The 13236-nt window shown below is 68.6% G+C and carries 7 protein-coding genes; 3 read left to right on the top strand and 4 right to left on the bottom strand.

Going from position 1 to position 13236, the window contains the following annotated elements:
- Position 1: 1 nt before the first annotated feature.
- Genes glgB through IEW15_RS02875 form a run of 4 tightly spaced genes read right to left on the bottom strand, consistent with a single transcriptional unit; the run spans position 2 to position 9408 of the window.
- Entirely contained in the window at positions 2 to 2377 is a 2376-nt protein-coding gene (glgB, locus tag IEW15_RS02890; protein ID WP_188574725.1) for a 1,4-alpha-glucan branching protein GlgB, read from the bottom strand.
- Positions 2358 to 5783 (bottom strand): maltose alpha-D-glucosyltransferase, encoded by a 3426-nt coding sequence (gene treS / locus IEW15_RS02885; protein WP_188574723.1) that lies wholly within the window; start codon positions 5781 to 5783, stop codon positions 2358 to 2360. Before treS ends, glgB begins: the two co-directional genes overlap by 20 nt.
- A gap of 5 nt (positions 5784 to 5788) precedes the next feature.
- On the bottom strand, positions 5789 to 8941 hold the full coding sequence (locus tag IEW15_RS02880; protein WP_229707771.1) for an alpha-1,4-glucan--maltose-1-phosphate maltosyltransferase: 3153 nt from the start codon (positions 8939 to 8941) through the stop codon (positions 5789 to 5791).
- Positions 8938 to 9408 carry a DUF2934 domain-containing protein gene (locus IEW15_RS02875; RefSeq protein ID WP_229707770.1) on the bottom strand — a complete coding sequence of 157 codons (471 nt, stop codon included), beginning with the start codon at positions 9406 to 9408 and terminating at the stop codon, positions 8938 to 8940. Before IEW15_RS02875 ends, IEW15_RS02880 begins: the two co-directional genes overlap by 4 nt.
- 233 nt (positions 9409 to 9641) lie before the next feature.
- Between IEW15_RS02875 and IEW15_RS02870 the strand changes: the two genes are divergently transcribed.
- The 3 genes from IEW15_RS02870 to IEW15_RS02860 all read left to right on the top strand — a co-directional run bounded on the left by IEW15_RS02870 (position 9642) and on the right by IEW15_RS02860 (position 13115).
- Positions 9642 to 10544 carry an SRPBCC family protein gene (locus tag IEW15_RS02870; protein WP_188574721.1) on the top strand — a complete coding sequence of 301 codons (903 nt, stop codon included), beginning with the start codon at positions 9642 to 9644 and terminating at the stop codon, positions 10542 to 10544.
- A 4-nt stretch (positions 10545 to 10548) separates the two neighbouring features.
- On the top strand, positions 10549 to 11352 hold the full coding sequence (gene otsB / locus IEW15_RS02865) for a trehalose-phosphatase (protein ID WP_188574718.1): 804 nt from the start codon (positions 10549 to 10551) through the stop codon (positions 11350 to 11352).
- A 221-nt stretch (positions 11353 to 11573) separates the two neighbouring features.
- Positions 11574 to 13115 carry an alpha,alpha-trehalose-phosphate synthase (UDP-forming) gene (locus IEW15_RS02860; protein ID WP_188574717.1) on the top strand — a complete coding sequence of 514 codons (1542 nt, stop codon included), beginning with the start codon at positions 11574 to 11576 and terminating at the stop codon, positions 13113 to 13115.
- Positions 13116 to 13236 lie beyond the last annotated feature (121 nt).

The following is a 13236-nucleotide window of genomic DNA, read 5'->3' as shown; positions in this document are numbered from 1 at the left end:
GTCACCTTTCCTGGACAGGGCTGTCGTCGGTATGACTGGGAAGGGGGCCGCGACCGATGCCGGGACCATGGCGGAGCAGCAGGGTCGCGAGCGGTGGCAGGGTCAGCGACAGCGAGGCCGGCCGGCCATGGGACGGTTCCTCCAGCGCCATCACCTGCCCGCCATTGCCCATGCCGCTGCCGCCATAATCGGTGGCATCGGTGTTCAGGATCTCGTGCCACAGGCCGGCTGTTGGCACGCCGATGCGGTAATCATACCGCGGCACCGGGGTGAGGTTGGCGACCACCAGGATGTCGGGCTCCGGGTCGTCTTCACCGGTGCGGCGGATATAGGCGATGACGCTGTTGGCGGCGTCGTCGCCGACCAGCCACAGGAAGCTCGACGGCTGGTCGTCGGCGCGGTGCAGGGCCGGCTCCCGCGTGTAGAGCCGGTTGAGATCGGCGACCAGCTTCTGAATGCCGCGATGGCCGGGATTGTCGAGCAGATCCCAGGGCGTCGAGGCGTCGTGGTTCCATTCGCGCGGGTTGCCGAGTTCGCCGCCGGCGAAGATCAGCTTGCGGCCCGGATGGGTCCACATGAAGGCGAAATAGGCCCGGAGATTGGCGCGCTTCTGCCAGTCGTCGCCGGGCATCCGGCCATAGAGCGAGCCCTTGCCATGCACGACCTCGTCATGCGACAGCGGCAGGACATAGCGTTCCGACCAGGCATAGACCAGGCTGAAGGTGAGCGAGCCATGATGGAAGCGGCGATGGATGGGATCCTGCGCCATATACTCCAGACTGTCGTGCATCCAGCCCATATTCCATTTATAGCTGAAGCCCAGACTGGTGCCGTCCGGATCCTCGCCCAGCGGCGCGGTGACACCCGGCCAGGCGGTGCTTTCCTCGGCGATCGTGATGGCGCCGGGCACGCGCGCGCTGATGGCCTGGTTCATCTGGCGCAGAAAGGCGACCGCTTCCAGATTCTCGCGCCCGCCATGGATGTTGGGCACCCATTCGCCGGCATTGCGGCTGTAATCGCGATAGAGCATCGAGGCCACGGCATCGACCCGGATGCCATCGATGTGATAGCGCTCCAGCCAGTAGAGCGCCGAGGCGATCAGGAAGCCCGAGACCTCGCGCCGGCCGACATTATAGATCAGCGTGTTCCAGTCGCGGTGGCGGCCCTCGCGTTCATCGGCATGTTCATAGAGCGCCGTGCCGTCGAACCGGGCCAGACCATGGGGGTCCGACGGGAAATGCGCCGGCACCCAGTCGAGGATCACGCCGATACCGGCGCCATGGCAGCGGTCGACGAAGCGCGCGAAACCGCGCGGCCGGCCGAAGCGGGCCGTGGGCGCGAACAGCCCCAGCGGCTGATAACCCCATGATCCGCCGAAGGGATGCTCCATCACCGGCAGCAGCTCGACATGGGTGAAGCCGAGCGTCGAGAGATAGGGGATCAGCCGGTCGGCGAGCCCGTCCCAGTCGGGATGGCTGCCATCCCCGGCGCGATACCAGGATGCGGCATGAAGTTCATAGACCGAGATCGGCGCGGTCGGCGCCTGGGCCTCGGCGCGGCGCGCCATCCAGCCGTCATCGGTCCAGGTGAAGGGCGTGGGATCGGGCACGACCGAGGCGGTGCCCGGCGGCATTTCGGTCGCCTGGGCGATCGGGTCGGCCTTCAACTGGATCTGGCCGTTGGCGTCGAGGATTTCGTATTTGTACAGCCGGCCGGCGGTGACGCCGGGCACGAACAGTTCCCACACGCCCGCCGCATGGCGCAGCCGCATCGCCAGGCGCCGGCCATCCCAGCCGTTGAAATCGCCGATCACCGACACCCGGCGGGCATTTGGCGCCCAGACCGCGAAGCGGGCGCCGTCGACACCGTCGATCTCGGTGACATGGGCGCCCAACACCTGGGCCAGATCGAGATGCCGGCCCTCATGGATCAGATGCAGGTCCAGATCGCCCAGCAGCGCACCGAAACGATAGGGGTCGTCGACGTCAAACGTGCCCCCGGCCGTGGTCAGGCGCAGGCGATAACCGCCGTCGTCGACCATCCGTGGCACCGTGCCGCCGAAGATGCCAGCGGCGTGCAATCGGTCGAGCCGGCCCAGTTCGTGGCCGTCATCGGTGGCGATCACCCTCACCGACAGCGCGTCGGGCTGAATGGTGACGATGCGCATGCCGCCATCGGGATCGGTTCGTGGCCCCAGCACGGCGAAGGGGTCGCCGTGGCGGGCCTCGGCCAGCGCATCCAGGGCGCCTTGGTCGACGGGCGGGCGGCGCCCGCCGTCGAAGTTGGCGACCCCAAGGTCGGTGGCCCTGAGGTCGGCTCCCGCGCTGCCATGCGCCGCAGCACTATGGGCATGGGGATCAGTCGGGGCGTGCGACATCATCGCTCTCCGGGCAAAGGCGCTTGGTGATGCGGGCCAGACCATGGACCGGCAGAGGCAGCCAGTGCGGCCGGTGGTCCGCTTCATAGGCCACCTCATAGGCGGCCTTTTCGAGCAGGAACAGGTCGAGCAGCGGCGGCATGTCAGGGGCGGCGGGATCGCCCTCACAACCCAGATAGGCGGCGAGGAAGGCGGCCGCGGCATCGTGGTGCAGACGGGTCAGCCACAGCGTGGCATCGCCCGGCTCGACGCCGCTGCCGATGCCGGCGCCTGTATCCTTCAACGGCATCGCGGTGACATAGTCGAGCGAGCGCAACAGCCCGGCGACGTCGCGCCACGGGCTGTCCTTGGCCCGGCGCAAGGCCAGCGCCCGGCTGGGCTCACCTTCGAAATCGATCAGCACCACATCGCCCATCGCGACCAGAAGCTGACCCAGATGGAAATCGCCATGGATGCGGGTCAGGGTGCTGCCTGCGCCCTGGCGGGCCAGTTCGGCCATCCGCGCGGTCAGCCGGTCGCGGCGGTCGAGCACCAGGCGCGCGGCGGCGGCATCGTCGGCGGCGACCCAGCCCTCGCCCGCCTCCTGACGGGCGATGATCGCGAAGGCCGCATCCAGCCCGTCGGCCATCCGTGCCATCCAGGCATCGGCGGTGGCGGGATCGGCGGTTTCGGGCGCGAAATCGGGGTCGTCGGATGGCCGCGCCAGCACGTCATGCAGATCGCGCAGCCGCCGGCCGATGGTGGCGGCCAGATCGCGGATGCCCGAGACGACATCCTCCAGCCGGTCGTGATCGCTGGTGTGCAGGGCATCCAGCGCCCGGGCAAGCTGGTCGGTGATCCAGCCCCAGCCATCACCCTGATTGCGGATGAAGCGCTGCACCACGGCGACGGTGCCGCCGTGATCGCTGCCACCATCGCCGTCCTGACCGCCCTGCCAGACCAGCTCGCCCAGGAAGTCGGCGACGCCGGCATAGCCGGCGGCGGTGAGATGGCGGGCCATTTCGGCTTCCGGATTGATGCCGGGGGCGAAACGGCGGATCAGCTTGATCATGGCGGTCTCGCCGATGATCAGCGAACTGTTGGTCTGTTCGGTGCCAAGCCAGCGCACCGGCGCATCGGGCGCGATCGATGCGGCGACCTGCCGCGCCTCGTCGGAACCGGCCACGGCCCTGAGGCCCGGCACGCCAGCGGTCCCACCGGCGGCCCCGCCGGCATCCGCCCCGCTGCCGGCGGCAATGCCGGCAATGACCGCGCGGGCGAAGCTTTCCAGCGCGAAGCCGTCGGTGAGCAGCCCGACGCGGGCGGTCTGGCGCACCCGCGCCAGGGCCAGCCGCACCGCGGTCGACGATGCGTCGGCGCGATCGGCATCCCACAGGATGCCCAGCGGCAGGATGTGCCGGTCCTGGCCGCCATCACCGTGGCGGACATCGACCCCGGCGATCAGGATAGCGCCGTCACTGCCGGGCAGCGGTTCCACGAACCCCAGGCTGACGGCATCGGCGGCGATGCCGTCGCCGCCCGCGAACCAGCGCCGCTTCGCCAGCCATTCCGGCAGCACGTCATGGGTCAGACGCTGGCGATGCGGATCGTCGATCAACTGCGCCAGACCACGGCGCAACACGAAGGTCTGGTAATCGGGCAGCGGATCGGGGGCCGGCTGGTGCCAGGCCGGGGCATCCGCCTCGGGCTGCAACTCAAAGCTGTAAAAGCCATATGGTGGCAAGGTCAGGAGGTAGGGTAACTGGCCGATCGGCGGGAAGGTGGCGCCCCCGACCAGTTCCACCGGCACGTGGTGCTGATAGCGCGACAGATCCAGCTCCACCGCCTGGGCGGTCCGCGACAGATTGGCGACGCACAGGATGGTGGCGTCGTCATCGCCGCGCAGATAGGCCAGAACCCGACGATTGCCGGGATAGAGGAAATCCAGCCGGCCGCGACCGAAGGCCCGGAAGCGGCGGCGCACCTGAAGCATGCGCCGGGTCCAGTGCAGCAGCGAATGGCTGTCGCGGAGCTGGGTTTCCACATTGACCGCGGCATGGCCGTAAAGCGGGCCGATGATCGGCGGCAGGATCAACTGTTCCGGGTCGGCGCGCGAGAACCCGCCATTGCGGTCGGGCGACCACTGCATCGGCGTGCGCACGCCATCGCGGTCGCCCAGATGGACATTGTCGCCCATGCCGATCTCGTCGCCATAATACAGCACCGGGGTGCCGGGCATGGTCAGCAACAGGCTGTGCATCAGCTCGATGCGCCGGCGGTCGCGTTCCAGCAGCGGCGCCAGCCTGCGGCGGATGCCCAGATTGATCCGGGCGCGACGGTCGGAGGCATAGGTTTCCCACAGGAAGGTGCGCTCGGTCTCGGTCACCATCTCCAGCGTCAGTTCGTCGTGATTGCGCAGGAAGATCGCCCATTGGCAGCCATCCGGAATCTCCGGCGTCTGGCGCATGATGTCGGTGATCGGGAAGCGGTCTTCCTGGGCGATGCTCATATACATGCGCGGCATCAGCGGGAAATGAAACGCCATGTGGCATTCGTCGCCGGCGCCGAAATATTCCTGGGTGTCTTCCGGCCATTGATTGGCCTCGGCCAGCAGCATGCGGTCGCTGTAATGCTCATCCAGATGGGCGCGGATCTTCTTCAGAACCGCGTGGGTCTCGGGCAGGTTCTCGTTGCTGGTGCCCTCGCGCTCGATCAGATACGGCACGGCGTCGAGCCGGAGGCCGTCGACGCCCATATCCAGCCAGAAGCGCATCACGCTCTGCACCGCGTCGAGCACGCGCGGGTTGTCGAAATTCAGATCGGGCTGGTGTGAATAGAACCGGTGCCAGTAATAGGCCCCGGCCTCGGCATCCCAGGTCCAGTTCGATTTCTCGGTGTCGAGAAAGATGATCCGGGTTTCGGGAAATTTGCGGTCGTCATCGGACCAGACATAGAAATTTCGATGCGCCGATCCCGGCTTCGCCTTGCGGGCGCGCTGGAACCAGGGATGGGTGTCGGAGGTGTGGTTGATCACCAGCTCGGTGATGATCCGCATGCCGCGGGCATGGGCCTCGGTCACGAAACGGCGGAACTCGGCGAGGGTGCCGTAGTCGGGATTGACGTTGCGATAATCGGCGATGTCATAGCCGTCATCGCGCAGGGGCGAGGGATAGAACGGCAGCAGCCAGATGGTATCGACGCCCAGATCGGCGATGTAGTCGAGCCGGCTGATCAGGCCGGCGAAGTCGCCGATACCATCATTGTTGCCATCGAAGAACGACTTCACGTGCAACTGATAGATGACCGCGTCCTTGTACCAGAGCGGGTCGGCCGGATGGGCAGCGGCCGCGCGGGCATCGGTCGCCCGGAAGGGACCGCGCGACCGGTGCCCGCGCGGGGACGAGGTCTTCGGCGTGGCAGGCGACATGCGGTTCAGCCTTTCTGTGGCGGGCGCACCCGCCAGATCGCGAAGGGAAGCCAGGCAGGATCGAGCCGCAGATGATGCTGGCGGCCCGCCCAGGTGAAACGGTTGCCGGTGACCAGATCCTCGGCCGGCAGCACGGCATCGGGTTCCAGCCCCCACAGGTCGAAGGGCAGATCCATGGCGGCATCATGGGCGTTGTGCGGATCCAGGTTCACCGCCACCAGCACCACGTTGTCGCCCAGTGCCGTCGATTTGCTGAACAACAGCATCTGGTCGTGATGAATGCTGTGGAAGACCAGTCCGCGATTGTCCTGAAGGGCAGGGTTCTGGTCGCGGATACGGTTCAGCATCGCGATTTCGGCGCGGATATTGCCGGGCCGGTTCCAGTCGCGCGGCTTGATCTCGTATTTCTCGCTGTCGAGATATTCCTCGCGCCCGGGCAGGGCCGCGCCCTCGCACAGCTCGAAGCCGTTATACATGCCCCACAAACCCGACAGCATGCTGGCAAGGCAGGCGCGTTGCAGAAAGCCGGCGCGGCCGGCCGTTTGCAGGAAGGTGGGGTTGATGTCGGGCGTGTTGACGAAGACATGCGGCCCGAAGACATCCACCACCGGCGGCGTGCTGAGTTCGGTGAAATAGTCGGTGAGTTCAGACTTGGTGTGGCGCCAGGTGAAGTATGTATAAGACTGCGCGAAGCCGATCTTCGCCAGCCGGTACATCACCTTGGGCCGGGTGAAGGCTTCGGCCAGGAACACGGTGTCGGGGTGGTCGCGCTTGATGTCGGCGATCAGCCATTCCCAGAACGGGAAGGGCTTGGTGTGCGGGTTGTCGACCCGGAACAGCCGCACGCCCTCGCCCACCCAGAAGGCCACGACGTCGCGCAGCGCCTGCCACAGATCGGGCACCGCGCCGTCGGCATAGAAGTCGACATTGACGATGTCCTCATAGCGCTTGGGCGGGTTCTCGGCATAGCGCATCGAGCCGTCGGACCGCCAGGCGAACCAGTCGGGATGCGCGCGCAGCCAGGGGTGATCGGGCGAGCACTGAATGGCGAAATCCAGCGCCACCTCCATGTCCAGCGCGGCGGCGGCCCGCACCAGCGCGCGAAAATCCTCCAGCGTGCCAAGCTCGGGATGGATGGCGTCGTGGCCACCCTCGTTCGAGCCGATGGCATAGGGGCTTCCCGGATCGTCGGGACCGGCGGTCAGGCTGTTGTTGCGGCCCTTGCGGTTGGTGCGCCCGATCGGATGGATCGGCGGCATGTACAGCACGTCGAAGCCCATGGCCCGGATATCGGGCAGGCGCCTGATGACGTCGGGGAACCGGCCATGCCGGTCGGGGCTGTCGGTTTCCGATCGGGGGAACAGCTCGTACCACGCCGAATAGCCGGCGCGTCGGCGTTCGACCTCGACCGGATAATCGGTGGGGGTGGCACTGGCGAAGGGGCGCGGATCGACCAGCGCCATGGCATCGCGGGTTTCCTGATCGAGCATGCGGGCGACCTGCGTCGCCTGATCGGCGGCGGTTTCCACCTGAAGCGCGATGTCGTTGATGTCATGGGCCTTCAACAGCGCCAGCCCGTCATCGACATCCACCGCGCGGACGGCGCCCGCCGCCTGTTTCTTGGCCAGATCGGCGCGGTACGATCCCCAGGCGTCGCGCCAGGCCATGATCTCGAACCGCACCCGTCCCAACCGGTTCAGCGGCATCCGGCCACGCCAGCGATCGTTGATCACCGGTGCCATCGGGGCCTCCTGCCACACCATGTCGTCGCCGGTCATCTCCTCGTCGGGGCGCCAGCGCAGCACCGCCTTCAGCACGTCATGGCCATCGGCGAAGATGTCGGCCTCCACCGTCAGGCTGTCGCCCAGTCGGCGGCGCACCGGATAGCGGCCGCCATCGATCAATGGTGACACGCCCTCGATGGCGATGCGCGGGGCGGCGGCGGCCCTGGCCGGTGTGCCGGGGTCGCGGCCGCGCACCGGCATCGACGGCGTGGCGGCCAGCGCCTGAACGCCGCCCGGCGCCAGGGTCAGCGGCTGACCGGGGGTCAACCCTTCCAGCACCTGCACCCGGTCCTGCCGTGCCAGCAGGGCATGGGGGTCGATCGTCAGAGGTCTATGGGTGTATCGGTTGATCAGCAGCAGCCGGGCGGGGTCGCCGTCGATCAGCAAGGCGGTGAGGCCGCCGCCATCGCCGGTCAGCACCTGAAGCGGCCGCCCGGGCGCCTGGGGCGCGGCTTCAGCGGCCGCTGCGTCGACAGGATGGCGATCGAAACCGGCATTCGCCACCCGCACGGCGGCGGCCAGATCGAAGGCCGGGTGCTGCGGGCGGGGGCGGGGTATGGCGTCGGGGCGCAGCGGATCGGGGTCGCCCCAGGCGAAACCGGTTTGCAGGATCAGCCCGTCGAACAGCCAGGGCGCCAGCCGCAACGCGCGGGTGGCGGCGATCCCGGCGGCGGCCGCACTGCCGGCGGTTTCGCCCAGACGCGGCCCGAACGGCACCTCCGGGCAGGCGAGCACGCTGCCGATCCGCGACAGCCGGGCGATCTCCTGATACAGCCAGTCATCGGCCAGATTCCACCAGGCATCCGAGGCGACCGCGGCGTCGAAGCCGCAATCCTCCAGCCCCGCGACCACATGGGCGGCGACGCCATGGGTCCAGACGATGGCGCGCAGATCGCCCCGCGCCTGCCTGCCCCGATCGATCACCCGTCGCCAGTCCGCGCCGTCAAGGGCTGCGGGCGCCATGCAGCGCACACCGGCGATGCCGGCGGCGGCCAGACCGGCGAGTTGCCCGGCCATGCGGTCGACCCGCCGGCGGGCATCATGGTCGGAGAGGGGTGCCCGCGCATCGCCCTGGCGGCGGCTCAGCCATCTCGGATCGGCAGGGTCGACGGCAAGGTCGTCGAGGGGGTCGAGGTCGACCAGCAGGCCCAGGCCGTGCTCGGCCGCAATCGCGACCGATGGTGCCACACGCGCTTCGACCAGCGGCCCTGCCAGCAGCAGATGGCTGAAGCCAAGATCGCGGCCATGGGCGGCGGCGGCGGTCAGGGCCTGCGGGTCCAGCGCGGTCGCGGCCGGCAGCAGGCAGATGCGCGGCCGCCAGCGCCCGTCCGCCCTCGCGGGCAGCGGGCTGGTCGTCTGGGTCTGCGGGGTCATGCGTCCTCCGACGGGCGGCGGATGCGGCCGCGTGAGGTGCGGGCGGGCGTGGGGGCGCGGACGGGCGTGTCGGCGGTGCCGGGGGCCTCCGCTCCGGATGCGGGCCTGGTCCTGGCCGGCTTCCTCCTTGCCACGGTCTTTTCCGGCCCGGCCTTCCCCATGCTCTCATTGACCTTGGCGAGCGCGCGACGGGCGCGGATGCCCGGGGCGGGGCCACCCTCTTCCGGGCCGCAGCCGTCACCTGTGGGCGGAATGCTGTCGCGGGCTGCCTCTTCGGCGGCAAGTTCGGCCTCGGCCGCCAGCCAGTGGGCCTCGGCGCGGCCCTCCGGGCGGCCATCCGCCTCCCAGATCCGGTGGGCGATCTCGCGCAGGCGCCGGTGACGGGCGTCGTCGTCTTCATGTTCATGGCCTGTGCCCGGATGCATCGGGGTCGGTTGCGTTGAGGTGGGGCGCTTCTGATCCTGCATGCCGGCTGATCCTCGTCGTCGGGCGGGGGCGGCTGGCGGGGCCGCTTGATCTCGGACCATCAACCCGTCGGCGGCGCGAATGGTTCCGTGAGCGATCCCCTGCCGCCGGCTCTGGAACCCTTCGCACCGCGACGGGTTGTGCTGGTCCGGGGCGGCAGACCGGTCGCCCGCACATGGGCCCGCCGGATAGCCGCCAGTGTCCGATACCCTGCCCGATGACAAGGAACCTGATCATGGCCAAGTCCAGAGACCAGAGCGCCGACAGCGGCAACCAGGCGAATATCCACACGCTTGAACAGGTGGCGTCCCTGGCGGCGGGCGTCTGGCTTGTCCGCCACGGCCTGCGCTCGGATCGGTTGGGCGCGCTGGGCGGCATCGCCTCGGTGGCGACCGGCGGCATGCTGATCGCGCGCGGCCTGCAGGGCCATTGCGCGCTGTATGAAAAGCTGGGCATCGACACCCGCGACACCAGCGAGATCAACGGCCACAGCACGTCGGAGGTCCACGCCTCGGTCACCATAGACCGCCCGGCATCGGAACTGTATGCCCGCTGGCGGGATGTCGAGAACCTGCCGCGCATCCTGTCGCATGTGCACAGCGTGCAGGCGATCGACGACCGCCGCTCGCGCTGGGTGATCGACAGCCCCACCAGCGACAGCCTGTCCTTCGTGTCCGAGATCACCCAGGACATCCCCAACCGGCGGATCGCGTGGGAAACCACCGAGGATGCCGAGGTTCAGAACAGCGGCATGGTCGAGTTCCTGCCCGACGATAGCGCCGATGGCGATGGTGGACCGCGCACCGAAATGGTGGTGACGCTGCGCTATGAGGTGCCGGCCGGCCTGCTGGGGCGGCTGGGCCAGTGGCTGCTGCCGCGCCATCCCAAGCGCCAGCTGGTCGACGATCTGCGCCGCTTCCGCCGCCGGATGGAGGAGGAGGGCGCCGGGGCAGAGGCGGGCGCCGGCACGGCCGGCAGGACGGCCGGAAGCACCGCGCCCGGCACATCCCCCACCGGCGCGCCCGGCACGACCTCCACTGGCGCGCCCGGCACGACCGGCAGCGGCAGCGCGCCGGCCTCGGCGCCGTTCACGCCCGGTCGGCAGTCCGGCACGGGCAGCAAGCCGGCGGGAGCTTGAGGATATGAGCGGCGGGGAACAGCCGGCCGCCGGGGCTGGCAGTGGCACCGATGCCGGCACCGGTCCGGCCGGGCTGCTGCCCGAGCCGATGCCGGACTGGGCATTGTTTCTGGATGTCGACGGCTGCCTGATCGACATCGCACCCACCCCCGATGCGGTTGTGGTGACACCGGGCCTGCCCGAGCTGCTTCAGCGGCTGCATGGCCGCTTCGATGGCGCGGTGGCCCTGGTCAGCGGCCGGACACTGGGCGAACTGGACCGGCTGTTCCATCCGGCCGTGCTGCCGGCGGCAGGCCAGCACGGGCTGGAGCGGCGCGACCACCCGCCGGTGTCGCTGGCCCGCGGATTCATCGAGGTGGGTCAGGTGCTGGAGCGGTTCGTGGCCGATACGCCCGGCACCTTGATCGAACGGAAGTCCTGTGGCTATGCCGTGCATTACCGCGCCCGGCCGTCGGCCGGGCCGGCGGTGGACCGGGTGGCGCGGGCGCTGGCGACCGTCACCGATCCGCCGCTGACGGTGGTGCCCGGCAAGATGGTGGTGGAGGTGCGGATGCCCGGCGCCGACAAGGGCACCGCGATCCGCGGCTTCATGCAGGATGCGCCGTTTCGCGGCCGGATTCCGGTGTTCATCGGCGATGACGTCACCGATGAGGACGGCTTCGCGATGGTCAATGCCTTCGGCGGCCACTCCATCCGCGTCGGGCCACCACCACCACCGGCAACCCCGGGGGCGCCCGCCACGGCGGCCCGCTGGATGGTCCCCGATGCCGGGCTGTTCCGCGACTGGCTGCACGGGCTGGCCCTCTGACCGCGAGCCTTTGAGACAGCGGGATGAAAGCCGGGTTGGCGATCTGGCCGCCCGGCACCGGCACCGGCACCCGGAACCGGCCCGAAGTGGAACTTTCGGGTCGGTTCCGCGTTGTGGATCCAAGAGTGAAAATTCAGGTCAGAAGGCACCCACAGGGCTTGGCACATGGCATCGGCGTTGGCCGGGACCGGAGATGCAGCCGTGAGCTTGGAGGACGGATCTTGAAACGTATTGTCGTGATCTCCAACCGCGTGGCACGGGCGGAACCGCAGTCGCGTGACGATGCCGGCGCCACCGGCGGGCTGGCGGTGGCGGTGCGCGAGGCCCTGTCGGAAACCGCCGGCCTGTGGTTCGGATGGAGCGGGGCGTTAAGCGAAACCCCCGCCGTGCAGCCGCCCGAGCCCCAGCCGGGCGGCTATCGGGTCGCGACCATGGACCTGACCCCGGCCGATCATCGCGGCTATTACAACGGCTATGCCAATGAGGCGCTGTGGCCGGTGCTGCACAGCGCGCCGCATCTGATGCATCACTCGGCGCAGCGGTTTTCCACCTATCAGTCGGTGAACATCCAGTTCGTGGAGCGGCTGATGCCGTTCCTGCATCCCGACGACATGATCTGGATCCATGACTATCACCTGATGCCCGCGGCTCAGGAACTGCGCCGGCGCGGCCTGCGCAACCCGATCGGCTTCTTCCTCCACACGCCGTTTCCGGCCGCCGAGACCTTCGCCGCCCTGCCCGAACACCGCCGGTTGATCGAAGGGCTGTGCCATGCCGATCTGATCGGCTTTCAGACCGGGACGGATCTGCGCGCCTTCCACGATTATATCCGCTATGAGGCGCAGGGCACCGTATCGATGGATGGCCGGGTGGACGCCTTCGGGCGCCAGTGCCGGGCCTCGGTCTTTCCGATCTCGATCGACCCCATGGCCTTTGCCAAGGCCGCCGAGGCGCATGCCGGGTCGGATTACTGCCGGCAGTTGCAGAACGGGCTGGCCGGACGGTCGCTGGTGCTGGGGGTGGACCGGCTGGATTATACCAAGGGGCTGCCGCATCGGATGCTGGCCTATGAATGCCTGCTGGAGCGCCACCCGGAGCTGCACCGCACGATGTCGTTCCTGCAGATCGCCTCGCAATCGCGCAGCAAGCTGCCGGAATATGTGGCGATCCGGCGCGAGTTGGAAGAGGTGAGCGGGCGGATCAACGGCCGCTTCTCGGAACCCGACTGGCTGCCGCTGCGCTATATCAATCGCGGTATTCCGCGTGAGACCCTGGCCGGCGTGCTGCGCATGGCGCGGATGGCGCTGGTGACGCCGTTGCATGACGGGATGAATCTGGTCGCCAAGGAATATGTCGCGGCGCAGGATCCGGAAGATCCCGGCGTGTTGATGCTGTCGCGCTTCGCCGGCGCCGCCCAGGAGCTGGAAACGGCCCTGATCGTGAACCCGCTGGACCACGCCCAGACCGCCGACAAGCTGCATCAGGGCCTGACCATGAGCCTGAGCGAACGGCGTGAACGCTGGCAGGCGATGATGGCGGTGATCAGCACCAATGATGTCGGGCGCTGGTGGCGCAGCTTCGTGCGCGCCCTGGCCGATGCCGCCAACCCGACCGTGCACCCGCCGGCGGGCCGGTTGAGCCGCCGCGACTTTCCGCGACTGCCGGGCGAGGATGCCCCGGCAAAGGTGGAGTTGCGCCATGGTGACGGCAGTGCTGCCCCATCTTTCGGCACCATGGCCTTGCGCGCGATGGGAGATGCCTGATCGCCCGCGCGGCGTTCCTGGAAGAGAAAATATGTCAGGATAGGAGCCTGTTGCAGAATGGGCTCCAACCCTGTCGATGTCCGCTTGCCCCCGCGCTGCGGGGCTGATTCCCTCGGGTGAG

The organism is Tistrella bauzanensis (assembly GCF_014636235.1).
Lineage (GTDB): Bacteria > Pseudomonadota > Alphaproteobacteria > Tistrellales > Tistrellaceae > Tistrella > Tistrella bauzanensis.
This window is presented reverse-complemented; position numbering and strand designations above follow the sequence as displayed.

Coding starts and splice junctions, on each gene's coding strand:
- glgB (WP_188574725.1), bottom strand. CDS start 2,377: ATGTCGCACGCCCCGACTGATCCCCATGCCCATAGTGCTGCGGCGCAT.
- treS (WP_188574723.1), bottom strand. CDS start 5,783: ATGTCGCCTGCCACGCCGAAGACCTCGTCCCCGCGCGGGCACCGGTCG.
- IEW15_RS02880 (WP_229707771.1), bottom strand. CDS start 8,941: ATGACCCCGCAGACCCAGACGACCAGCCCGCTGCCCGCGAGGGCGGAC.
- IEW15_RS02875 (WP_229707770.1), bottom strand. CDS start 9,408: ATGCAGGATCAGAAGCGCCCCACCTCAACGCAACCGACCCCGATGCAT.
- IEW15_RS02870 (WP_188574721.1), top strand. CDS start 9,642: ATGGCCAAGTCCAGAGACCAGAGCGCCGACAGCGGCAACCAGGCGAAT.
- otsB (WP_188574718.1), top strand. CDS start 10,549: ATGAGCGGCGGGGAACAGCCGGCCGCCGGGGCTGGCAGTGGCACCGAT.